20 protein-coding genes are annotated in these 19,569 nt (G+C 72.5%); 9 read left to right on the top strand and 11 right to left on the bottom strand.

Annotated features, from left to right (window positions below):
• Window position 1 precedes the first annotated feature (1 nt).
• From ACH4RG_RS17770 to pssA, 4 genes are all read left to right on the top strand, one after another.
• Window positions 2–505 (top strand): MaoC family dehydratase, encoded by a 504-nt coding sequence (locus tag ACH4RG_RS17770; protein WP_397917296.1) that lies wholly within the window; start codon window positions 2–4, stop codon window positions 503–505.
• Between the two features lie 49 nt (window positions 506–554).
• Complete coding sequence (locus tag ACH4RG_RS17765) at window positions 555–1,760, top strand: acyl-CoA dehydrogenase family protein (RefSeq protein WP_397917295.1); 1,206 nt, start codon at window positions 555–557, stop codon at window positions 1,758–1,760.
• A gap of 180 nt (window positions 1,761–1,940) precedes the next feature.
• On the top strand, window positions 1,941–2,588 hold the full coding sequence (locus tag ACH4RG_RS17760; protein WP_003965076.1) for a phosphatidylserine decarboxylase: 648 nt from the start codon (window positions 1,941–1,943) through the stop codon (window positions 2,586–2,588).
• A 22-nt stretch (window positions 2,589–2,610) separates the two neighbouring features.
• Complete coding sequence (gene pssA / locus ACH4RG_RS17755; protein WP_397918093.1) at window positions 2,611–3,438, top strand: CDP-diacylglycerol--serine O-phosphatidyltransferase; 828 nt, start codon at window positions 2,611–2,613, stop codon at window positions 3,436–3,438.
• 148 nt (window positions 3,439–3,586) lie between these two features.
• Here the strand turns inward: pssA and ACH4RG_RS17750 are convergent, their stop codons facing one another.
• The 3 genes from ACH4RG_RS17750 to ACH4RG_RS17740 all read right to left on the bottom strand — a co-directional run bounded on the left by ACH4RG_RS17750 (window position 3,587) and on the right by ACH4RG_RS17740 (window position 6,306).
• Window positions 3,587–4,339, bottom strand: coding sequence for a PIG-L deacetylase family protein (locus tag ACH4RG_RS17750; RefSeq protein ID WP_397917294.1), 753 nt, complete (start codon window positions 4,337–4,339; stop codon window positions 3,587–3,589).
• 183 nt (window positions 4,340–4,522) lie between these two features.
• The gene (locus ACH4RG_RS17745) at window positions 4,523–5,146 is read right to left on the bottom strand and encodes a papain-like cysteine peptidase (RefSeq protein WP_397917293.1); all 624 of its coding nucleotides are present in this window, start codon (window positions 5,144–5,146) and stop codon (window positions 4,523–4,525) included.
• A gap of 11 nt (window positions 5,147–5,157) precedes the next feature.
• Window positions 5,158–6,306 (bottom strand): hypothetical protein, encoded by a 1,149-nt coding sequence (locus ACH4RG_RS17740; protein ID WP_397917292.1) that lies wholly within the window; start codon window positions 6,304–6,306, stop codon window positions 5,158–5,160.
• Between the two features lie 432 nt (window positions 6,307–6,738).
• Here ACH4RG_RS17740 and ACH4RG_RS17735 point away from each other — a divergent pair, with 432 nt between their 5' ends.
• Together ACH4RG_RS17735 and ACH4RG_RS17730 are read left to right on the top strand one after the other, a co-directional pair.
• Window positions 6,739–7,587, top strand: a complete 849-nt coding sequence (locus ACH4RG_RS17735; RefSeq protein WP_397918092.1) for a hypothetical protein — start codon at window positions 6,739–6,741, stop codon at window positions 7,585–7,587.
• Between the two features lie 41 nt (window positions 7,588–7,628).
• Window positions 7,629–9,860, top strand: a complete 2,232-nt coding sequence (locus tag ACH4RG_RS17730) for a bifunctional serine/threonine-protein kinase/ABC transporter substrate-binding protein (RefSeq protein ID WP_398163614.1) — start codon at window positions 7,629–7,631, stop codon at window positions 9,858–9,860.
• A gap of 34 nt (window positions 9,861–9,894) precedes the next feature.
• Here ACH4RG_RS17730 and ACH4RG_RS17725 read toward each other — a convergent pair whose 3' ends face one another.
• Genes ACH4RG_RS17725 through ACH4RG_RS17705 form a run of 5 tightly spaced genes read right to left on the bottom strand, consistent with a single transcriptional unit; the run spans window position 9,895 to window position 14,791 of the window.
• A complete protein-coding gene (locus ACH4RG_RS17725; protein WP_397917290.1) occupies window positions 9,895–11,151 on the bottom strand; it encodes an ABC transporter substrate-binding protein in 1,257 nt (418 codons plus the stop codon).
• Window positions 11,148–12,317: a branched-chain amino acid ABC transporter permease gene (locus ACH4RG_RS17720; protein WP_397926974.1), complete on the bottom strand. Its 1,170-nt coding sequence runs from the start codon at window positions 12,315–12,317 to the stop codon at window positions 11,148–11,150. Before ACH4RG_RS17720 ends, ACH4RG_RS17725 begins: the two co-directional genes overlap by 4 nt.
• Window positions 12,310–13,200, bottom strand: coding sequence for a branched-chain amino acid ABC transporter permease (locus ACH4RG_RS17715; RefSeq protein WP_397917288.1), 891 nt, complete (start codon window positions 13,198–13,200; stop codon window positions 12,310–12,312). The genes ACH4RG_RS17720 and ACH4RG_RS17715 overlap by 8 nt, the downstream gene beginning before the upstream one ends.
• Window positions 13,197–13,997 (bottom strand): ABC transporter ATP-binding protein, encoded by an 801-nt coding sequence (locus ACH4RG_RS17710; protein WP_398539795.1) that lies wholly within the window; start codon window positions 13,995–13,997, stop codon window positions 13,197–13,199. Before ACH4RG_RS17710 ends, ACH4RG_RS17715 begins: the two co-directional genes overlap by 4 nt.
• On the bottom strand, window positions 13,994–14,791 hold the full coding sequence (locus tag ACH4RG_RS17705; protein ID WP_397917286.1) for an ABC transporter ATP-binding protein: 798 nt from the start codon (window positions 14,789–14,791) through the stop codon (window positions 13,994–13,996). The genes ACH4RG_RS17710 and ACH4RG_RS17705 overlap by 4 nt, the downstream gene beginning before the upstream one ends.
• Window positions 14,792–15,055: 264 nt before the next feature.
• Between ACH4RG_RS17705 and ACH4RG_RS17700 the strand changes: the two genes are divergently transcribed.
• Complete coding sequence (locus ACH4RG_RS17700) at window positions 15,056–15,775, top strand: PucR family transcriptional regulator (RefSeq protein ID WP_397917285.1); 720 nt, start codon at window positions 15,056–15,058, stop codon at window positions 15,773–15,775.
• Window positions 15,776–15,942: 167 nt separating this feature from the next.
• Here the strand turns inward: ACH4RG_RS17700 and ACH4RG_RS17695 are convergent, their stop codons facing one another.
• Entirely contained in the window at window positions 15,943–17,061 is a 1,119-nt protein-coding gene (locus tag ACH4RG_RS17695) for a glycerate kinase (RefSeq protein WP_397918091.1), read from the bottom strand.
• A 138-nt stretch (window positions 17,062–17,199) separates the two neighbouring features.
• On the opposite strand from ACH4RG_RS17695, the gene ACH4RG_RS17690 reads away from it, so the two are divergent.
• On the top strand, window positions 17,200–17,697 hold the full coding sequence (locus ACH4RG_RS17690) for an NUDIX domain-containing protein (RefSeq protein ID WP_397926972.1): 498 nt from the start codon (window positions 17,200–17,202) through the stop codon (window positions 17,695–17,697).
• 73 nt (window positions 17,698–17,770) lie between these two features.
• On the opposite strand, the gene ACH4RG_RS17685 is transcribed toward ACH4RG_RS17690, so the two are convergent.
• Window positions 17,771–17,971 carry a DUF2191 domain-containing protein gene (locus ACH4RG_RS17685; RefSeq protein WP_397917283.1) on the bottom strand — a complete coding sequence of 67 codons (201 nt, stop codon included), beginning with the start codon at window positions 17,969–17,971 and terminating at the stop codon, window positions 17,771–17,773.
• A 65-nt stretch (window positions 17,972–18,036) separates the two neighbouring features.
• Between ACH4RG_RS17685 and ACH4RG_RS17680 the strand changes: the two genes are divergently transcribed.
• Window positions 18,037–18,765, top strand: a complete 729-nt coding sequence (locus ACH4RG_RS17680; RefSeq protein WP_397926970.1) for an SIR2 family NAD-dependent protein deacylase — start codon at window positions 18,037–18,039, stop codon at window positions 18,763–18,765.
• Between the two features lie 137 nt (window positions 18,766–18,902).
• On the opposite strand, the gene ACH4RG_RS17675 is transcribed toward ACH4RG_RS17680, so the two are convergent.
• Entirely contained in the window at window positions 18,903–19,307 is a 405-nt protein-coding gene (locus ACH4RG_RS17675) for a (2Fe-2S) ferredoxin domain-containing protein (protein WP_397917281.1), read from the bottom strand.
• Window positions 19,308–19,569: the final 262 nt, after the last annotated feature.

Here is a 19,569-nt window from a genome sequence, read left to right as displayed (position 1 = left end):
CATGCAGTTCGGACGCACCTTTGAGGAGTTCGAGGTCGGTGCTGTCTACAAGCACTGGCCCGGAAAAACGGTCACGGAATACGACGACCACCTCTTCTGTCTGCTGACCATGAATCACCACCCGCTGCACATGGACAGCAACTACGCGGAGAGCACGACCGACTTCGGGAAGAACGTCGTCGTCGGCAACTACGTCTACTCACTGCTGCTCGGCATGTCGGTGCCGGACGTCTCCGGAAAGGCCATCGCCAACCTGGAGGTCGAATCGCTGAAGCACATCGCGCCGACCTTCCACGGCGACACGATCTACGGCGAGACGACCGTGCTGGACAAGACGCCGTCGAAGTCCAGGAACGACCGCGGCATCGTGTACGTGGAGACCAGGGGCTACAAGCAGGACGGCACCGTCGTCTGCGTGTTCCGCCGCAAGGTGATGGTCCCGACCGAGACGTACATCAAGGAGCGCGGCGGAGAGCAGCCCGGCCGCCCGACGCCCGCCAAGTAACCGTGTGCAGCCTTAAGGCCGTCCGCGTGAAGCCACAGGAGAAGCAGCCATGACGCGACTCGCCCAGACCGCCGGTCTGAACGACATCCAGCGGGAAATCCTCGCCACGGTCCGGGATTTCGTCGACAAGGAGATCATTCCGGTCGCGACCCGGCTGGAGCACCGCGACGAGTACCCCACGGAGATCGTCGAGGGGCTGAAGGAACTCGGCCTGTTCGGGCTGATGATCCCCGAGGAGTACGGGGGTCTGGGTGAGTCGCTGCTCACCTACGCGCTGTGCGTGGAGGAGATCGCGCGCGGCTGGATGAGTGTCTCGGGCATCATCAACACGCATTTCATCGTGGCCTACATGCTCAAACAGCACGGCACGCAGGAACAGAAGGACACCTTCCTGCCGCGGATGGCGCTGGGCGAGGTGCGCGGGGCCTTCTCGATGTCGGAGCCGGCGCTCGGCTCCGATGTCTCGGCGATCTCGTCGAAGGGTGTCAGGGACGGCGACGCATACGTTCTCAACGGCCAGAAGATGTGGCTGACGAACGGCGGAACATCGAATCTGGTGGCCGTACTCTGCCGAAGTGACGAAGGCCACCCGGAGGGCACCGCGCCCCACAAGTCGATGACGACCTTCCTCATCGAGAAGGAGCCCGGCTTCGGAGAGGTCCGGTCCGGCCTGACCATCCCCGGAAAGATCGACAAGATGGGCTACAAGGGCGTCGACACGACCGAGCTCATCATGGACGACCTGCGCATTCCGGCCAATCGTGTCCTGGGGGGCACGACCGGCCGAGGGTTTTACCAAATGATGGACGGCGTCGAGGTCGGCCGGGTGAATGTCGCCGCGCGTGGTTGCGGGGTCGCACAACGTGCATTTGAGCTGGGCGTTTCGTACGCGCAGCAGCGCCACACCTTCGGCAAACCGATCGCCCAGCACCAGGCGATCCAGTTCAAACTGGCCGAAATGGCCACCAAGGTCGAAGCCGCTCATGCGATGATGGTCAATGCGGCACGCAAAAAGGACTCCGGGGAACGAAACGACCTGGAGGCAGGGATGGCGAAGTACCTCGCCTCCGAGTACTGCAAGGAAGTCGTCGAGGACGCCTTCCGTATCCACGGCGGTTACGGCTTCTCCAAGGAGTACGAGATCGAGCGCCTCTACCGTGAGGCACCGATGCTGCTGATCGGTGAAGGTACCGCCGAGATCCAGAAAATGATCATTGGCCGGCGCCTCTTGGAGGAGTACCGATTCCAGGGCTGATTGTCCCTTTCGAGGTGATTTGGTGGCGAAGAACATCACACCGGGTCACCCTCGGCGGGTCCCTTTCCGCCGTCCGACTCGGCTGCTGGCTTGCCCAGTTGCGCCCGGCAACCGATAGCATCGCCGGAAAGCCGCCGTCCCCCGTTGCCAGCGCGGCATCATCCGCTACGAAGGTCATTCATGCCCGACAGCACTTCCTCCGCATCCCGCGGCGGGGTCCGCATCGCCCGCGGAGCATCGCCGTGGCTCCTGCCGACCGTCGCCACCGCAGCCCTCAGCCTGGCCCGCGCCCGCAAGTCGGGACGCTGGGCGGCAGTGGCCGTGCCCACCACCGCGCTCGCGGCGGGCATGCTGTGGTTCTTCCGTGACCCCGAGCGCGAGATCACTGACGGCCGGGTCATCTCCCCGGCCGACGGTGTGGTGCAGAGCATCATGCCGTGGAAGGACGGGCGCACCCGCGTCGCGATCTTCATGAGCCCGCTCAACGTCCACGTCAACCGCGCTCCGCTGGCGGGCACCGTGACGTCGGTCGAGCACATCCCGGGCGGCTTCGTTCCGGCGTTCAACAAGGAGAGCGAGAACAACGAGCGCGTTGTCTGGCACTTCGACACCGAGCTCGGCGACATCGAGATGGTGCAGATCGCGGGTGCGGTCGCCCGCCGGATCGTGCCGTACCTCCCCGAGGGCACGAAGGTGGAGCAGGGCGAGCGCATCGGCCTGATCCGCTTCGGCTCGCGCGTGGACATCTACCTCCCGGAGGGTATCGATGTCGCGGTCGAGGTCGGTCAGGCCACCACCGCGGGGGTGACTCGAATTGACCGTGATTGATCCTGATACCAAGGCCGGCTGGGTGCCGGAGGCCGACGACGAGAACGACGTCGACGGCGCGGAGGACATGCCGCTCTCCATGCGGCTGTCGATAGCGGACACGCTCACGCTCGGTAACGCGACGTGCGGGTTCATGGCGGTGTACTTCACCACCACGGGCATCCTGATCCCGCACCTCACGGGCAGCGACGAGACGGGCATGGCCCGGCACTCGGCCGCCACCGCCGTGATCCTGATGCTGATGGCCGCGATCTTCGACCTGTTCGACGGTCTCGTGGCGCGCAAGCTGCGCTCCTCGCCGATGGGCGCCGAGCTGGACAACCTCTCGGACCTCATCAGCTTCGGGCTCGCGCCGGCCTACTTCGTGCTCGTGTACGGCATGGTCGCCGACGACGCCCATCAGCGGGTGTCGGCACTGGCGGCGATCGTCGTGCTGCTGGCGGTGGTGCTCAGGCTCGCGAGATTCTCCTGCGTGACGCTGAAGGACGGCATGTTCCAGGGCATGCCGAGCCCCTTCGGCGCGCTGACGGTCGTCTCGATCGTGCTCCTGGAGCTGCCCTTCCCGCTCACCCTGCTGGCGATCGTCGGTGTGGCGTGGCTGATGGTGAGCCGGGTGGAGTACCCCAAGCCGCGGGGCGTCCTCGCGGTGGCGATGCTCGGCTGGATCGTGGCCGCGATGGGGCTGCTCGCCGCGTGGGCGTTCGACGCGCCCGGTGGCCAGCTGCTGCTCCAGACCGGCTGCGCGCTCCAGGTGGTGCTCGGCGCGGTGATCCCGCTGTTCGCCACGGCGCGACGGGTGAACACGTTCCGTGACAACCGGCGCGAGGCGCGGGCGGCACAGCTGCCGTAGCGGCGGATACGTGAACCAGGGCGAGGGCCCCGGATGCTCCCCGGCATCCGGGGCCCTCGTGCGTCCCCGGTGCCGATGCGGCGCCGGGCCTTGTGCCTTCCCGGTGCGCTCAGGCGTTCCGGGCGCTCGTGCGTTCCCGGCGTCCGCGTCACTCGTCGTCGCGGGGCTCCAGGCTCCAGATCAGCTCGGCGCGCAGCGGGCCCGTCCGGGACAGGACCGCTCCGTGTACGGGGGCGAGCGCGGCGAGCTGGGAGGCATAGCACAGGACCGCCTCGCGCTTGGCCGCCCACTGCTCGTCGGAGAGCACCAGCTCATGGCGGACGGTGAGCCGGTGGGTGCGGCTCAGCTCCTGGTAGGCGGGCCCCCAGTCCTCGCTCGCGGCCAGTGCCTCGCCCGCCCCGGGGGTGCCCCACTCGGGAAGGTGTCCGGTGTAGGGCAGGTCGGCGTAGACCCAGGGCTCGGGGGCCCCGGCCGCGGCGAGGACACGCTGGGTGCGCAGCCGGACCGCCTCGTGGTCCGGCTGGTTGGTGGCGAGCGGTACGAGCACTCGGGTGCCGGGGGCCAGCGAGCGCAGCAGGGCGTCGAGGCCGGCGGGCTCGTCGCCCTCGCCGACGTACGGGCCGTCGGGGTGGTCGACGAGGACCTGCTCGGCCCCGAGGAGCTCGCAGGAGCGGGCGTCCTCGGCCCGCCGCACTCGGTACGCCTCGACGGCGGAGCTGAACCCGCAGAGGGCGTCCCACCCCGAGACCGGCAGGCCGGGGGCCGGGGAGCCGCCGTGGACGGTGACCACCGCGAGGGGGCCGGGGAGAGCGGGGAGCAGTCCCGTGAGGGAGAGGGCGGCGTCGTCGAAGTGCGGTGAGACGACGACGGTGCGCCAGGGCGGGGTTGCGGAGATGGGCACGGTTCCTCCGGAGTGTTCGGGCGGCTCGGCGGGCGGGTGTTCAGGTCCCCGGGGTGCGGCGGGGGATGTCCAGCGAGGGCGGCGTCGTCGAAGTGCGGTGAGACGACGACGGTGCGCCAGGGCGGGGTTGCGGAGATGGGCACGGTTCCTCCGGAGTGTTCGGGCGGCTCGGCGGGCGGGTGTTCAGGTCCCCGGGGTGCGGCGGGGGATGTCCAGCGGGGCCAGGGCGGTGTCCCAGGCGACGTCGTCGCCCTCCCAGCGGTCCGGGCTGAGGGCGACCGTGCCCCACAGGACGCCGGGCGGGAGTGCGTCGGCGTTCTTCGGGGGCGTACGGCGCAGCCACAGCAGATCGAAGTCGTGGTCCGGGTAGCGGGCGCGCAGCAACCGGTGGAGGTCGGCCAGTTCGGGGACGCCGCTCTCGTCGAACGCGTCCTGGTGGACGTACAGGACGCGCGACGGGGAGGCGGTCAGGGCTCGCCAGCGGTTGGCGAGGTAGGTGAACTTGGCCCGGACCGCCGGATGCTGCTCGGCGATGAGCGCCGGGGTCAGCGGGGCGCCCTCCGGGGCGTGGAACTCGTGGAAGAAGCGGATGTTCGAGCCCCGGTCCCGCACACAGGCGCCGTCGCTGAAGGGTTCGCCCATTCCGGGGCGGAGGACGTTGGCGAAGTCCGCCTCGATGGTCTCCTTGACGGCGATGAGGTCGAGGTCCAGCCAGTCGAAGAAGTGGGCCCGCTCGACGCCCGTGATCCGGCGGAGCTGGTAGGTCGACTCGCAGTGGTAACCGAGCCCCACGCAGGCGTCGTACATCGCGGACTCCGTCAGACGCCGGTGCGCCGCAGCAGGACGCCGATGCTGCCGCGCTTGCTGAGATAGGCACGGCCGCCGCAGACGGCCTCCAGCGCCGGCGCGACGAGCGGCGTCTCGTCGGCCTTCTCCCAGTGCGGGGTGTGCTCCAGCCAGGGGGTCAGCCGGGCGGCGAGGGTCTCCGGTTCCAGGGCGACGAAGACCAGGTCGGCGGGGAGGCGGTCGAGCAGGGCGAGATCCTGGCCGTAGTACAGCATCTCGATCAGGAGGTAGGCCGCGCCCGGGGTTTCCCGGCGGGCGGCCAGGTCCTCCAGGGACTCCGCGTGGATGTGCGCGGTGTCCCCGGCGTGGGCGGACAGCCGGTGGCGGAAGACCGGGTTGGGTTCGGTCGCGTGGACGGTGAAGCCCTTGTCCACGAGCCGGGCGGTGAGGGCCCCTTCGCAGGCCCCGACCTCGACGAGGGGGCCGCTGCCGGGCGGGCTGTGGCCGGCGATCCACGCGACGGTGGCGTCCAGCCGCTCCGCCTCGTAGGCGGAGGTGGCGAATTCCCAGGGGTCGGGCACCGAGGCGGCCTCCTCGTCGAGGCTGGCCATGAGCGCGAACAGCCGCTCGCGTTCGTCGGGTCCGGCCGCGAAGAAGCGTTCGGTGGCGTGGACCCGCCCGGTCCGGACGACGTGCTCCTCCGAGGCGGCGCGCAGCAGGTGTCCGCAGTGCCGGTTGACGAAGCCGAGCTTGGCGGCGACCACGACCCGGTCCAGGGGCCGGTCCAGGTCGCTGATGAACTGGAGGTAGGGCGAGTGGCCGACGGCGTGCTTGACGGGCCGTTCCCCGGCTGCGTCGGCGGCGTCGCGGCCGAGACGGCCGCGGCTGCGCCGGGTGTCGGCGGGCGAGTGGGTCCAGAGGCGGGCCGGGCCGCCCTGGGCCGAGGCCTCGACGAGGGCCGCCAGGGCCTCGGGGCCGGGCGAGGCGGCGTGCTCGTCGAGCGGCCCGACCAAGGGGCCCAGGGCGTCGAGCCGCTCGGCGAGCGGCCGGCCCGCCGGGAGCACCAGGCGCTCGCCGGTGTCGCCGCACAGGACGTGGACCTCGCCTTCCTGGCCGCCGATCACGGAGAGGAAGTCCAGAGCGGCGTCCTCGGCCCTGAGTACCGCCACGATGTCGATCACGGATGGATCCCCTCAGCAGGACTCGGCAGGACATGTTCGGAAGCCGGCGGCCCCGGCCCGGGGGCGCGGAGTCCGGAACGAGCTAATCACCGGCTCCTCCATGTGGTCCAGACCAATTTTGCGCCGATCATGAAGCCCTGAAGAGCGGCCGTCGGAAGCCGGAGCCCCCACCGGCGCCGCGCCGGGACGGGCTTCCCCCGCGTGTCGGCGGTGGAGATCCGGCCAATGCCGGTCGTCCTTCATGTCCGGCGCATACCATCCCGCGCGCCGGTGCGCCAGAGACGAAACCCCGCTGTCGGCTGAGCCGTCGCACCGACCGGATGAGTAGCGGCTCCCCGTCACCGTGGCGCGGCCCGCTTCTAGGATCGCCTCGCTGACGACGCCCGGACGATTCGGCCAGGGCGCGGAGCGGAGGACCAGGGGGGTCCGATGATGAAGCTGATGCTGGTGGGGACACGCGTGGCGGCGGTCGCGGCGGCGGGGGTGCTGCTGGCCGGGTGCGGCGGGTCGGCGTCGAAGGGCGGGGGCGGACCGGACCCGAAACCGAGCGGATCGGCGAAGCAGGGCGGCCGGGCGGCGGACGGCGAGAAGTCGGGGGCGACGGGGAAGCCGGGGGCGCGGAAGTCCACGCTGCCGGGGGCGCTGCCCAGTGCCTACGAGTTCACACCGAACCCGGCGCGGGTCCCGAAGAGCGCGGCCCAGGCACGGAAGCTGACCCGCGACGCCGCACTCGGGGAGGCCGACTGGACGGCCGGGATGGTCCGACACACCCCCTACGAGAGCGGCGGCAGCTGGCCCGTGCTCCCCGACTCCTGCGTCTGGACCCGCTCCGCTCTGCCGCCCGGTGTCCTGGACAGCTTCACGCGGCGGCTCGACATCCCGGCGCGGGACGGCAAGGGCCGGGTCCAGGGGGCGGTGACCGTGACCGTGCACCGGAGCGTGGCGGGCGCGGAGAAGGAGATCGAGGACACCGTCCAGGAGAGCTTCCGCTGCCCCCAGCAGGAACTGGGCGACGGCCAGCGCCTCAGCGGTCTGATGTCGCTCCGGTTCGATCAGAAGGACGTGCGCAACGCGGACGCCTCGCTGTTCGAGGCGGGCAAGTACACCGGCCCGGAGTCGGGCGGGATCCAGGACTACGTGTGGACCAAGTCCCGGATAGGGCCGGTGACGACGGCCGTGTCGGTCAAGGGCGCGAAGGGCTACCAGAACAGCGACCTGCTGCGGATCGCCGCCGAGGGCGGCGCCAAGGTGCTCTACCGCGTCGAGCTGGAGCTGAAGTGACTGAAGTGACCGCGCGCCCGGACGAAAGGCACTGACCCCTGATGGAACCGCTCCGTCCCACCGACCCGGCGCGGATCGCCGGGTACCGCGTCCTCGGCCGGCTCGGCGCCGGGGGCATGGGCGTGGTGCTGCTGGGCCGGTCGCCCGGCGGCGCGTTGGTGGCGATCAAGCTGATCCGCGCGGAGTACGCCGACGACGCGGCCTTCCGCGCCCGTTTCCGGCGGGAGGTGGCCATCGCCCGGCAGGTGCGCAACCGGTGGGCGGTGCCGGTGGTCGACGCCGACACCGAGGCGCCCGCCCCGTGGCTGGCCACCGAGTTCGTGCCCGGGCCCGCCCTGAGCGAGGCGGTCGGCGGCGGGGGGCCGCTGCCGGAACGCGGGGTGCGGGCATTGGGCTCGATGCTCGCGGAGGCGCTGGACGCCGTCCACGCGGCGGGGCTCGTGCACCGGGACGTCAAGCCCGGCAACGTCCTGCTGGGCCTGGACGGGCCCCGGCTGATCGACTTCGGGATCGCGCGGGCCCTGGACGACACCGTCCTCACGGCGACGGACGTGATCGTCGGCTCCCCCGGCTTCCTCTCGCCCGAGCAGGCGCAGGGACGGCGGATCGGACCGGCGAGCGACGTCTTCTCGCTGGGCTGCGTCCTGGTGTACGCCGCCACGGGCGGGCGGCCGTTCGGCAGCGGCCCGGTGGAGGCGATGCTGTTCCGCACCGTGCACGACACGGCGGACCTGAGCGCGCTGCCGCCCGGGCTGCTTCCCGTCGTCGAGTCGTGCCTGTCCAAGGACCCCGGGAGCCGTCCCGCGGCGGCGGACATCCAACGGGCGTTCGCCGAGGACGTGTCGGGCGGCAGTTGGCTGCCCGGTCCGGTCACCCATCTGATCGCCGAGCGCTCGGCGCGGATGCTCGCCCTGCCCGGCATCGACGCGACGAGCCTGGACGCCGGCGCGACGGGCGGCCCGGACACGGGCCCGGCCCCGGGCACGGGCATGAACCCGGGAACGGGCACCGGGGCGGGGACCGGATCCGGCGGCCGGGACACCCCCACCATCCCGGTCTCCCCCGCCCGTCGCCGATTCCTCGCGTACGTCGTCGGCGGCGCGGCGCTCGCGGCGACGGGCGGCACCGCCGCGTGGCTGGTCTCCTCCGGCGACCGCGAGGACTCGGGCGGCGGGATTTCGGGCGGCGGGGGCGGGGGAGACGACGGGAAGACGGCCCGCCCGGAGCTGCGCATCGGGCTCCAGGCCGACCTCAGCGGCCCGGCGGCGGCCCTGGGCAAGGGACAGGACCGGGCGGCGCGGCTCGCGGTCGCGGAGCACAACGCGCAGCGGGACGCCCCGTTCACCCTGCGGCTGACCACGGTCGACGACGGGGGCGACGAGGAGCGGGCCAGGGCGGCGGTGCGCCGGTTCGCCGAGGACCCGCTGCTGGTGGCCGCCCTGGGCGCGACCGGCACGGACGCGGCGCGGGAGGCGCTGGTCGCGTACGACGAGGCGGCGCTGCCGTTGCTCAGCGTGGTCGACGGGGACATCCGTCATCTGAACCGGATCTTCCTGTGCGCCCGGCCGCGCAACGACATGCAGATGCTGCCGGTGGCCCAGTTCCTGGGGGCGTACGAGATCGACCGGATCGCGCTGGTCGACGACGGCACGGAGTACGGCCGGCAGACCACCCGCTTCCTCGACGCCGGCCTGCGCGGCAACGGACGCACGGTGCTCGCGGAGACCGTACGGCAGGGCACGCGCGACCTCGGCACGGAGGCGGAGCGGATCGCCGCGAAGCGGCCGGGGGCGGTGGTGTACGGAGGTGGGTGGCGGGATGCGGGACGGTTCGCCAAAGCGCTGACCAGGGCCGGGTTCCTCGGACCGAGGATCGGCACCCAGGCCGTGCACGACCCCCGGTTCCTGGCGGAGGCCGGCGAGGACGCGGCGGGCTGGCTGGTCGTCTCGACGGCCGCCGACCCGGCTTCCGTGCCCTCGGTGCATCCGTTCGCCGCCGCCTACCGCAGACGCTTCGGCAGTGCGCCGCCGCTGTTCGCGGCGGAGGCGTACGACGCGGTCGGGCTGATCGCCGCCTGTGCGCGGGGGCTGGGCCGGGAGCGGATCAGCCGCCAGGACCTGCTGCCCGCACTGCGGACGACCTCGTACAAGGGGGTGTCCAAGAGCTACGCCTTCGAGCCCGCCAACGGGATGTACACCGGGACCGGGGTCTTCGTCTACCGCGTGGAGCGGGGGCGCTTCCGGTACATCGGGATGGACGGCCGGGAGGTCTGACCGGGCAACCTCCGGCCAGGCCTCCCGGCGGGGCTCAGGAACCGGCGGTGAAGGACTCCGCCGCCGCGGCGACCTCGGCGGGCCGGACCACCTTCAGCCCGCCGGCGGCGCCCGCGTCCGGTTTCATGATGACGCTCTCCCGGGTGGACGGGGCCTTCGGGTCCGAGAAGTCGTGCGACACTCCGAACTCGCTCCCGTACCCCTTGATCGTGAGCAGCGCCTTGTCGATGCCCTCGCGGGTGAGGTCCTTGTCGTCACAGGCCTTCGACAGCGCCTCGCCGAACAGGGAGGCCGCCGTGTAACCGGCGACGACGCCGTTGTCGAGCACGTCCTTCGGGTACTGGGCGGCGTACTCCTTCGCGAGTTTGGCGGGGCCGTCGCCCGGGTCGCCGATGGGCAGTGTGGAGGCGGCGACGTAGTAGTCCTTGAGCAGTGCGGGGCCCGCCTGGGTCTTCAACAGCTGGGGGGCGAAGGCCGAGTTGTTGCCGACGACCGGGACGTCGAAGCCGGTGGCCGCCGCGACGCCGACGAGCGAGGCCGCCTGGCGCGGGCCCGCGCTGACGATCACGGCCTTGACCCCGGCCTGCTTGAGGGCGGCGACCTGGGCCGTCATGTCGTTGTCGGTCGGCTTGATCTTCTGCTCGACGACGGTGAGGCCGGACTCCTTCGCCGCGTGCTCCGAGCCGACGAGCGCGTTCTCGCCGTAGTCGCCCTCGAAGTACACATGGCCGATCTTGTCGCCCTTGGCGATGCGCTTCTCGGCGAGGAGATAGTCGATGAGGTTGATCGTCTCGACGTCGTAGGTGGCGCCGATGACCCGGACGTACGGGGAGCCCAGCAGATTGGCCGACCAGGCCTGCGGCAGCACGAGGCCCTTGTCCTGACCGTCGATGCGCTGCTCGACGGCGGCGACGAACGGGGAGCCGATGAACTGGGCGAAGCCCACCACCTCCGGCTCCAGCTCGGTGTACGCGGCGATCGCCTTCTGCGGATCGTATCCGTGGTCGCGGACCGTCAGTTCGATCTTCCGGTCGCAGATGCCGCCCTCGTCGTTCGTCTGCTTGACCCACAGCTGCTGCGCCTGGGTGACGCTCTTGCCCAGCGAGGCGTAGACGCCGGTCATGTCGGTCAGCGCGCCGAGGGAGATCGTCGAGGAGGAGACCCCGGGCCCCGTCTTGATCCCGCCCTCGCCCTCCTCGGCCGCCTTTCCGTCGGCCGCCTTTCCGCTGCACCCGACGAGGGTGACGGCGAGGGTCGTCGCGACCACGGCCGTGAGCACTCTGAGTTTCATGACTTCTCCCCTGGATTCTTCGGAGCCGCGGGCTTCTTCGCGCGGGCGAGGCCCAGGCGGGCGAGCCCACCGGGCAGGAACAGGACCACCGCGACCACCGCGGCGCCGTACAGATAGCGGGACGCCTCACCGGGTGCCAGCCCGCCCGTGCCGGGGGCGGAGACGAGCGGCAGGGAGTCGCTGTAGTGCGTGAACACCTGCGGGAGCAGGGTGACGAAGGCGGCGCCGATCACGGCTCCGGCGACGCTGCCCAGCCCGCCGATGACGATCATGGCGAGGTATTCGAGGGAGAGGATCATGCCGAAGTACTCGGGCACGGTCCGCTGGAAGACCAGGGCGAGCAGGACGCCCGCGAGGCCCGCGTACATCGAGGACAGGACGAAGACGCCGGCCCGGTAGCGGGCCACCGGCACGCCCATCACCCCGGCCGCGATCCGGTGGTCGCGGATGGCGTTCATCGCCCGGCCGGGCCTGCCGCGCAGCACCCCCCGGGCGAACAGCGCGCTGAGCAGGAGCGCGGCCAGGCCCACGTACCAGAGCTTCTCCGAGGAGCCGAACGGCACGGCGGCGACCACGACTTCGGTGTCGTCGAAGGTGAAGCCGAACAGCGACAGCGGCGGTACGGCCCGGCCGTTGTAACCGCCGGTCAGCGAGCCCGCGTTGAACAGGACGTGCTGCCCGATGAAGATCAGCGCGAGGGTCGCGATGCCGAGGTACGCGCCGCGCAGCCGGCCGGCTATGGGGCTGAAGAGCCCGCCCGCCGCTCCGGCGAGCAGCACGGCGAGGACCGCGGCCAGCCAGGTGGGCAGCCCGAGTCCGGTCAGCGTGTGCCCGTTCTCGGTACTGCTCTCGCCCGCCAGGACGCAGTAGCCGTACGCGCCGACCGCGAGGAAGAACGCGTGGCCCATGGAGAGCTGCCCGGTGGCGCCGGTGAGCATGTTGAGCCCGATGGCGCCGATCGCCGCCGCCATCGCGAAGAGTCCGGCCTGGAGCCAGAAGCGGTCCAGGTAGAAGGGGAGGACGAGGAGCAGGAGGGAGCCGATGAGGACGGCGTACGTACGGGGCCTGCGCAGTCGTTCGGTGAGGCTTTCGGCGCGGGTGGGTGCGGGGGCCGGCGCGGCAGGGGCTTCGGGAGCGGGGGCGGCTTCGGCGGTGGTGTCAGACACGGGCCAGCTCCTTCGTGCCGAAGAGTCCCGCGGGCCGAATGAGCAGCACCGCCACCATCACCAGGTAGGGCGCCAGATCGCCGATGCCCCGGCCGAGGAAGGCGAGGTCGCTCTGGTAGCCGGTGGCGAGCGACTCGGTGACGCCGACGATCAGTCCCCCGGCGAGCGCCCCGGTGGTGGAGTCGAGGCCGCCGAGGATCGCGGCGGGGAAAGCCTTGAGCGCGGCGAGCGAGGTGGCGCGCTCCAGGCCCGGGGTCGGGAACACGGTGAGGAAGAGGGCTGCGACGGCGGCGAGCGCTCCGGCGACCGCCCACGCGGCGAGCGAGACCCGCCCCAGCCTGATGCCCATGAGCGCCGCCGTCTGCGGGTTCTCGGCGGCGGCCCGCATCGACACGCCCCACGAGGTGTAGCGGAAGGCGAGCAGGAACACCGTGATCAGCAGTCCGGCGGCGAGGAACGCGGCGATCCGGGTCTGGGCGAGGGTGATGCCGCCGACCGAGACGACCTCGTTGCCCCAGGGGTCTCCGAGGGCGAGCACGTCCGTGCCCATCCGGCGGGTGAGTTCGGTGATCAGGAGGATGTCGACGCCGATGGTGACGATCGCCAGGACGCTCTGGTCGCTGCCCCGGTAGCGGCGCATCACGAAGAACTCGATGCCCGCCCCGACGGTCGCCGCCCCCGCGGTCCCGACGAGCAGCGCGGGCCAGAACCCGATGTCGTCGTGGAGCACGGCGGTGACGTAGCCGCCGGCCAACAGCAGGGACGCGTGGGCGAAGTTGACGACTTCGGTGGCTTTGAAGATGACGACGAACCCGAGCGCGATGAGTGCGTAGACCGAGCCGATCGACAGGCCGCCGAGGAGGAGTTCGACGAACGTGGTCATTGAGGTGCTCCCAAGTAGGCCTGGACGACGGCCGGGTCGTTCTGGACCTCGGCGGGGGTGCCCCCGGCTATCCGTCGTCCGAAGTCGAGTACGGTCACCGCGTCCGCGAGCCGCATCACCACCCCCATGTCGTGCTCGACCAGCACGATGGAGATGCCGAGGCTGTCGCGCACGTCGGCCACGACGGCCGCGGTGCGGCGGCGCTCGTCCGCGGTCATCCCGGCGATCGGTTCGTCCAGCAGCAGGACCTTCGGCTCCATGCACAGGGCGCGGCCCAGCTCGACGAGCTTCTGCTGTCCGTACGGCAGTGATCCGGCCGGGCGCTCCAACTCCTTCGCCAGGCCGATGAATTCGGCGATCTCCCGGACCCGGTCGCGGTGGCGTCGTTCCTCGCGGGCCGCGGAGGGCAGCCGCAGGCCGGTGGCGAGAAACCCGGAGCGCGTCAGCCGGTGGCGGCCGAGCAGGAGGCTGTCGGCGACGGTCGCGTGCGGCGGCAGCGCCAGGTTCTGGAAGGTGCGCGCGACCCCGAGGCCCGCGATGGTGTGCGGCGGGAGTCCGGTGAGGTGGATGTCGCCGAGGCGGACGTGTCCGGAGGTGGCGCGGTAGACGCCGGACAGGACGTTGAAGCAGGTGGACTTGCCCGCGCCGTTGGGCCCGATGACGGCGTGCACACTGCCGGGTTCGACGGTGAACGAGACGCTGTCGAGGGCCGTGAGCCCGGAGAAGCGGACGGTGACGTCCTCGACGGCGAGCGCGGCGGTCGTGCTGTGCGCGGGGTCCGTGGCGGTGGTGGTCACGCGGACCACCTGCTCAGGGTACGGCGGTTCCGGGCGGCCGGGTCGGCGTCCGCCGCCGCGTCCTCGTCGACGACACCGAGGTAGCGGCGGCGGACCTCGTCGGACGCGGCGAGTTCGCCGGCGGGCCCGGACAGGGCGACCTCGCCGACGTCGAGGACGTACGCCGTGGAGGCGAGCCGCAGGGCGATCGCCGCGTTCTGCTCGACGAGCATGACGGAGGTGCCGGCCGCGTTGATCTCCTGCACGGTCTCGGCGATCCTGGCCGCCATCAGCGGGGCGAGGCCGAGCGAGGGCTCGTCCAGCAGGAGCAGCCGGGGTCCCGCCATCAGGGCGCGGCCCATCGCCAGCATCTGCTGCTCGCCGCCGGACAGCAGCCCGGCCCGTTGGTGGGCGCGGTCGGCGAGCACCGGGAACAGCTCGTGGACCCGGGCCAGCGCGGCGCCCGTCGCCCTGCGCCCGCCGCGTGCCCCGAGGGCTCCGGCCCGCAGGTTGTCGGCCACCGTCATCCGGGCGAAGACCTGCCGGCCCTCCGGCACCTGGACCACCCCGGCGGCCACCACCTGGGCGGGCCGGAGCCCCTCCAGGGGGCGGCCGTCGAACCGGATGGTTCCGGTGCCCGTCCCGCGGTGGAAGCCGAGGGTCCGCGACACGGCCCGCAGCAGCGTGGTCTTGCCCGCGCCGTTGCCGCCGAGTACGGCGGTGATCCCGCCGTCCGGCACATCGACGGAGATGTCGCGCAGCGCCCGGACCGGGCCGTAGCCGACGGACAGCGCGCGGATCTCTAGCGTTGCCATGCGTCCTCCTCCTTCCGCCTTGTCGTCCCGTGTTCACCTGTCGTGCTCGTCGGTGAAGGCGTGGCGTCGTGTGTGGTGCCACAGACCAGCACCGGGCGGGACGTGCGTCCACGGCGCGGGGCCGACCCGATGCGGGCGACCAGCGAACGAAGGGCTTCGTTGTGCACGCGCACAGACGCGGTGACGTGCGGGCGCCCGCCCGCCCGGCCGCTGGCATCCTCAGCGGTCATCAGGGACGCCCGGGCCCGGGGGACGGAGCGGCGGATGCGGCGTGGGACGCGGTACGGAGCGCTGCTCGGCCCGCTGCTGGCGGGTGGGACGCCGCCGGACCTGGTGGAGCGTGCGGCGCGCGGCCTGGGGCTGCCGGAACGGGGGCGTTACGCGGTGGTGGTGCTGAGCACACCCGTGCCGGAGGCCGCGGTGGCGGAGGGCCCGGACGGGGACGGGGCGCGCTGGTGGTGGTGCGGCGCGGGGAACGGGGACGTCGCGGTGGTGCTGCTGGGGGCGGCGGGGCCGGCCGGGGCGGTGGCGCGGCTCGGGGAGCACGGTGCGGGGCCGGGAGGCATGAGTCCGGTGGTGGGATCGCCCGGGCAGTTGGGCTCGGCGCGGGGTCTCGCGGGCACGGCGCTGCTGACGTGCGCGCCCGGCAGCCGGGAGGTCGTCCGGCTCGACGAGCGACTGCCGACGGCCCTGCTGGTGAGCGGCCCGGAGCTGTCGGCCCGGCTCCTCGCGGAGGTGTTCGGCCCGCTGCTGGCGCTGGTTCCGGCGGAGCGTGCGGTGCTGGTGGGGACGCTGGAGGTGTGGCTGGAGTGCGAGGGTTCGGTGGGGCGGGCCGCGGTACGACTGCGGTGTCATCGCAACACGGTGTTCAACCGGCTGCGGCGGCTGGAGCGGTTGACCGCGCGCTCGCTGTCCCGGCCGCGTGAGCTGGTCGACCTGGTGCTGGCGCTGGACGTACTGAGGCTGTCGTCGGCACCGCCGTGAGGCGGGGGCGTGGTGCGGGAGCGATGGCCCGGTGTGCGGGAGGGGGCCCGGCGTCTGTCCCCGGGCCCCCTCCCTGTGCTCTCCTCGTACGCCTCATCTCCGTACGCCTGATCCGCGAACCGAGATCCGCGAACTGTGATCCGCGAACCGCGGACGACCGCTTCGCGTCAGCGCAGCAGGAAGTCCCGGGCGATCGACTCCGCCGCCCGCTCCAGCAGCGGCCCTGCCTGGGCCATGGACACCGCCGGGTCCGGTTCCAGTTCCGCCAGGGCGTAGGCGCGGCGGATGCCCGCCCTCTCCAGGGACTCCGGGGGCAGGGCGAGCCGGCCGCAGACCGCGACGACCTCGATCCCGGCCGCGCGGGCGGCGGCGGCGACCCCGGCCGGCGCCTTGCCGTGCAGCGTCTGCTCGTCCAGCGAGCCCTCGCCCGTGATGACCAGGGTGGCGCGGGCGAGCGCGGGGGCGAAGCCGAGCACGTCGAGCATCACCTCGATGCCGGGGCGGAAGCGGGCGCCGAGGGCGACGAGCGCTCCGTAGCCGATGCCCCCGGCCGCGCCCGCGCCGGGCAGGGCCGCCGTGTCCGGGCCCAGGATCGAGGCGTAGTGCGCCAGGGCCGCGTCGAGGACCGCGATGTCCTCCTCGCTCGCGCCCTTCTGGCGGCCGTACACCTCGGGCGCTCCCTTGGGCCCCGTCAGCGGGTTGTCCACGTCGCTGGCCAGGACCAGGTCGATGCCCGCCAGCCGGGGGTCGAGCCCCGCGAGATCGGCCTCGGCCAGCTCCGCGAGAGGGCCGCCGCCGGGGCCCACCGGCTTGCCGTCCGCGTCCAGGAAACGGGCTCCGAGCGCGGCGAGCATGCCCGCGCCGCCGTCCGTGGTGGCGCTGCCGCCGACCCCGAACACGATCGTCGTCGCCCCTGCCTCCAGGGCCGCCAGCAGCAGCTCGCCCGAGCCGTACGTGGTGGCCGTGAGCGGGGCGAACACCCCGTCGGGCAGGTGCTGGAGGCCCGAGGCCTCAGCCATCTCCACCACGGCGGTGGACCCGCGCAGCGCGTACCCCGCCGTCACCGGGTCCCCGAGAGGGCCGGTCACGCGCGCCTCGCGGCGCTCGAATCCGGCGGCCACCGCCGCCGCGACCGTACCGTCGCCGCCGTCCGCGACCGGCAGGGTCTCCACCCGCACGCCGGGGACGACGCGCCGCAGCCCGGCCGTCACCCGCTCCGCGACCTGCACGGCCGTGAGCGAGCCCTTGAACTTGTCCGCCGCCACGAGCACGCGGGCGGTCTCCACATCTGCTCCGTCCGTCACCTTGCATCCCTTGCTTTCGAACAGGCAGTCGCGCCGCCCCGACCCTATCCGCACACCCCCTGATCTGCCCATGGCCGTCCACGGCGGTGCGGTCCGGCCCACGCCACTACGCTGTCGGCCGTGACGACTCCCGATGCCGACTACGCCACGTACATCGCCGGGCTCCCCCGGGTCCTGTCCGGCGCCGCCTCCCTCTTCCGTGACGCGGAGGGACGGCTCCTCCTCGTCGAGCCGAACTACCGCGAGGGCTGGGCGCTGCCCGGTGGGTCCGTCGAGTCGGATGCGGGTGAGGGGCCCCGGCAGGCAGCGCGACGCGAGACGGCGGAGGAGATCGGCCTCGACGTGGCGCCGGGACGGCTGCTCGCGGTGGACTGGGTGCGGGGCGCCGGCCGCCCGCCGATCGTGGCGTACGTGTACGACGGCGGGGTGCTCACGGCGGACCAGCTGGCGGCGGTCCGGCTCCAGGAGGAGGAGCTGCTGTCCTGGCGACTGGTGGCGCCCGACGATCTGGACGGCTTTCTGCTCGGCACGCTCGGGAGCAGGGTCCGGGCGGCGCTGGAGGTACTGAGGTCCGGCGCCGGGACAGTGGAGCTGGAGGACGGCGAGCCGGTCGCGTAGGGCGCGAAGGCGGTCGGCCGGCCCAGCCCGTACGGGCGATCAGCGGTGCTCGGTCCTGCCCCGTGCCCGGCGATCAGCCCTGCTGCGCCTCGGGCTTGATCTCCACGTCGCGCACCGTCCCCTCGCGGTCGGCGACCAGGGCCTCCGTACGGTGGCCGCGCGCGATGTAGTCGCGCACCACGAGTTCGACGGCGTCCTGAGGATTGCCGACCCCCGCGAGCACCATCACTTCGACGACGAGTTCGGCATCCAGACTGACGGTCACCTTGGCCATGCGCGGACTTTACACCGGCGTAATGCGCTCGCACGCCGGGTCGCCGATTCTCTGGGCTCACCCGCATGGCTCTCGTCGCGATCCTCAGCGGTGCCGGCGTCTCCCCCGACTCCGGCATTCCGGACTACCGGGGGCCCAACGGAGTGTGGCGCACGGATCCGGAGGCGGAGAAGCTCGTCACCTACGACTTCTGCTTGTCCCACCCCGCGATCCGCCGCCGCTCGTGGCTGATGCGCCGCGATGCCGCCCTCCGGAAGCCCGAGCCGAACGCCGCCCACCGGGCGGTCGCGGAGCTGGAGCGGTCCGGCGTGCCGGTCAGGGTGATCACGCAGAACATCGACGGGTTGCACCAGCGGGCCGGCCTGCCCGACCGCAAGGTCCTCGAACTCCACGGCACCGCGCACCGGGTGGTCCGCACGCGCTGCCACGCCCCGTCCTCGATGGCCGGGGCCCTGGAGCGGGTCGAGGCGGGCGAGGCCGACCCGGCGTGCACGGCGTGCGGCGGGATCCTCAAGCCGGCGACGGTGATGTTCGGCGAACGGCTGGACCCGCAGGTGCTCGCCGACGCGATGGCGATCGCCGAGGCGTGCGAGGTGTTCGTGACGGTCGGTTCGTCACTGCAGGTGCGGCCCGCCGCTTCGCTCGTCGGGATCGCGGCCGGGCACGGGGCCCGATTGGTCGTGGTGAACGCGGAGCCGACCCCGTACGACGAACTCGCCGACGAGATCGTCCGGGAGCCGATCGGTGTCTCGCTGCCGAAGCTGCTGGCCGGGCTGAGCGGCTCGGACGGCTGACCGGGCTCCACGGGCCCGGCCCGCGGGCCGACGCCGGTCGCTGGGCACGCCGCCGCGTGCGGTGACCGCCCGGGGAGGCCGACTCGGACCGACCAGATCCGTCACGCACGGCTCAGCGAACGGGCGCGCCAGACCTCTCAGTCGCCCAGACCCGCCCGGACCCGGCGCGAGGGCTGGAAGACGTAGAGGTCGAGGATGTCCGGGGCGTCGGCGAGCCCCGGGCCGCCCTCCGCAGCCCAGGCCACGATGTCCTGCTCGGCATGCTCGTCGTTGACCAGGCCCAGCCAGACCGGCCGGCCCCCGGCGCGGCGGCCCTCGGCGGAGGGCTGCACGACGATGACGTTGCCCTGCTCGCAGGCGTCCAGGCACTCGACCGCCCGTACGGTCGCGGCGCCCTCCAGGCCGGTGCGCAGCCGACGCAGCTGGGCCGGGTGGTCGACGCCCGGGATCTTCTCCGTGCCGCAGCAGCAGCCCCGGCAGACGCTGACGGTGGGCCGGGGGGCGCCCTGGGCGGGCGCGTCCTTGCGGGAGCGGCGGCTCATGAGGGGCACTTCCCGTCGCGGTGGGGTGGAGTCGGATCGGCGGCGGACCACCACAGGTCGGGTGATCATCACGATGCTACCGAGGCGCACGCCGTTCGAACACCAGACCCCGTCTCCGGCCGGGTGGGGTAGTGTTGACCGCTGCGAAGGGGAGTAGCCCCGCAAACCGGTCGTCGACATACTGGAACCTCCGGGTTCCCGGTGGCCGGGCTCGTGTGTCCTGCGAAGGACTGCCACGGGCGGGCGAGACCTTCGGTCCTGT

Source organism: Streptomyces sp. NPDC021019, from assembly GCF_044333295.1.
Lineage (GTDB): Bacteria > Actinomycetota > Actinomycetes > Streptomycetales > Streptomycetaceae > Streptomyces.
Note: the sequence above shows the minus strand (reverse complement) of the source record. Positions and strands in the feature narration are given on the sequence as shown.

Bases quoted from the DNA above. Each gene is read 5' to 3' on its own strand.
- ACH4RG_RS17770 (WP_397917296.1), top strand. From the start codon at position 2: ATGCAGTTCGGACGCACCTTTGAGGAGTTCGAGGTCGGTGCTGTCTAC.
- ACH4RG_RS17765 (WP_397917295.1), top strand. From the start codon at position 555: ATGACGCGACTCGCCCAGACCGCCGGTCTGAACGACATCCAGCGGGAA.
- ACH4RG_RS17760 (WP_003965076.1), top strand. From the start codon at position 1,941: ATGCCCGACAGCACTTCCTCCGCATCCCGCGGCGGGGTCCGCATCGCC.
- ACH4RG_RS17745 (WP_397917293.1), bottom strand. From the start codon at position 5,146: ATGTACGACGCCTGCGTGGGGCTCGGTTACCACTGCGAGTCGACCTAC.
- ACH4RG_RS17735 (WP_397918092.1), top strand. From the start codon at position 6,739: ATGAAGCTGATGCTGGTGGGGACACGCGTGGCGGCGGTCGCGGCGGCG.
- ACH4RG_RS17730 (WP_398163614.1), top strand. From the start codon at position 7,629: ATGGAACCGCTCCGTCCCACCGACCCGGCGCGGATCGCCGGGTACCGC.
- ACH4RG_RS17725 (WP_397917290.1), bottom strand. From the start codon at position 11,151: ATGAAACTCAGAGTGCTCACGGCCGTGGTCGCGACGACCCTCGCCGTC.
- ACH4RG_RS17715 (WP_397917288.1), bottom strand. From the start codon at position 13,200: ATGACCACGTTCGTCGAACTCCTCCTCGGCGGCCTGTCGATCGGCTCG.
- ACH4RG_RS17705 (WP_397917286.1), bottom strand. From the start codon at position 14,791: ATGGCAACGCTAGAGATCCGCGCGCTGTCCGTCGGCTACGGCCCGGTC.
- ACH4RG_RS17700 (WP_397917285.1), top strand. From the start codon at position 15,056: ATGCGGCGTGGGACGCGGTACGGAGCGCTGCTCGGCCCGCTGCTGGCG.
- ACH4RG_RS17685 (WP_397917283.1), bottom strand. From the start codon at position 17,971: ATGGCCAAGGTGACCGTCAGTCTGGATGCCGAACTCGTCGTCGAAGTG.
- ACH4RG_RS17680 (WP_397926970.1), top strand. From the start codon at position 18,037: ATGGCTCTCGTCGCGATCCTCAGCGGTGCCGGCGTCTCCCCCGACTCC.
- ACH4RG_RS17675 (WP_397917281.1), bottom strand. From the start codon at position 19,307: ATGAGCCGCCGCTCCCGCAAGGACGCGCCCGCCCAGGGCGCCCCCCGG.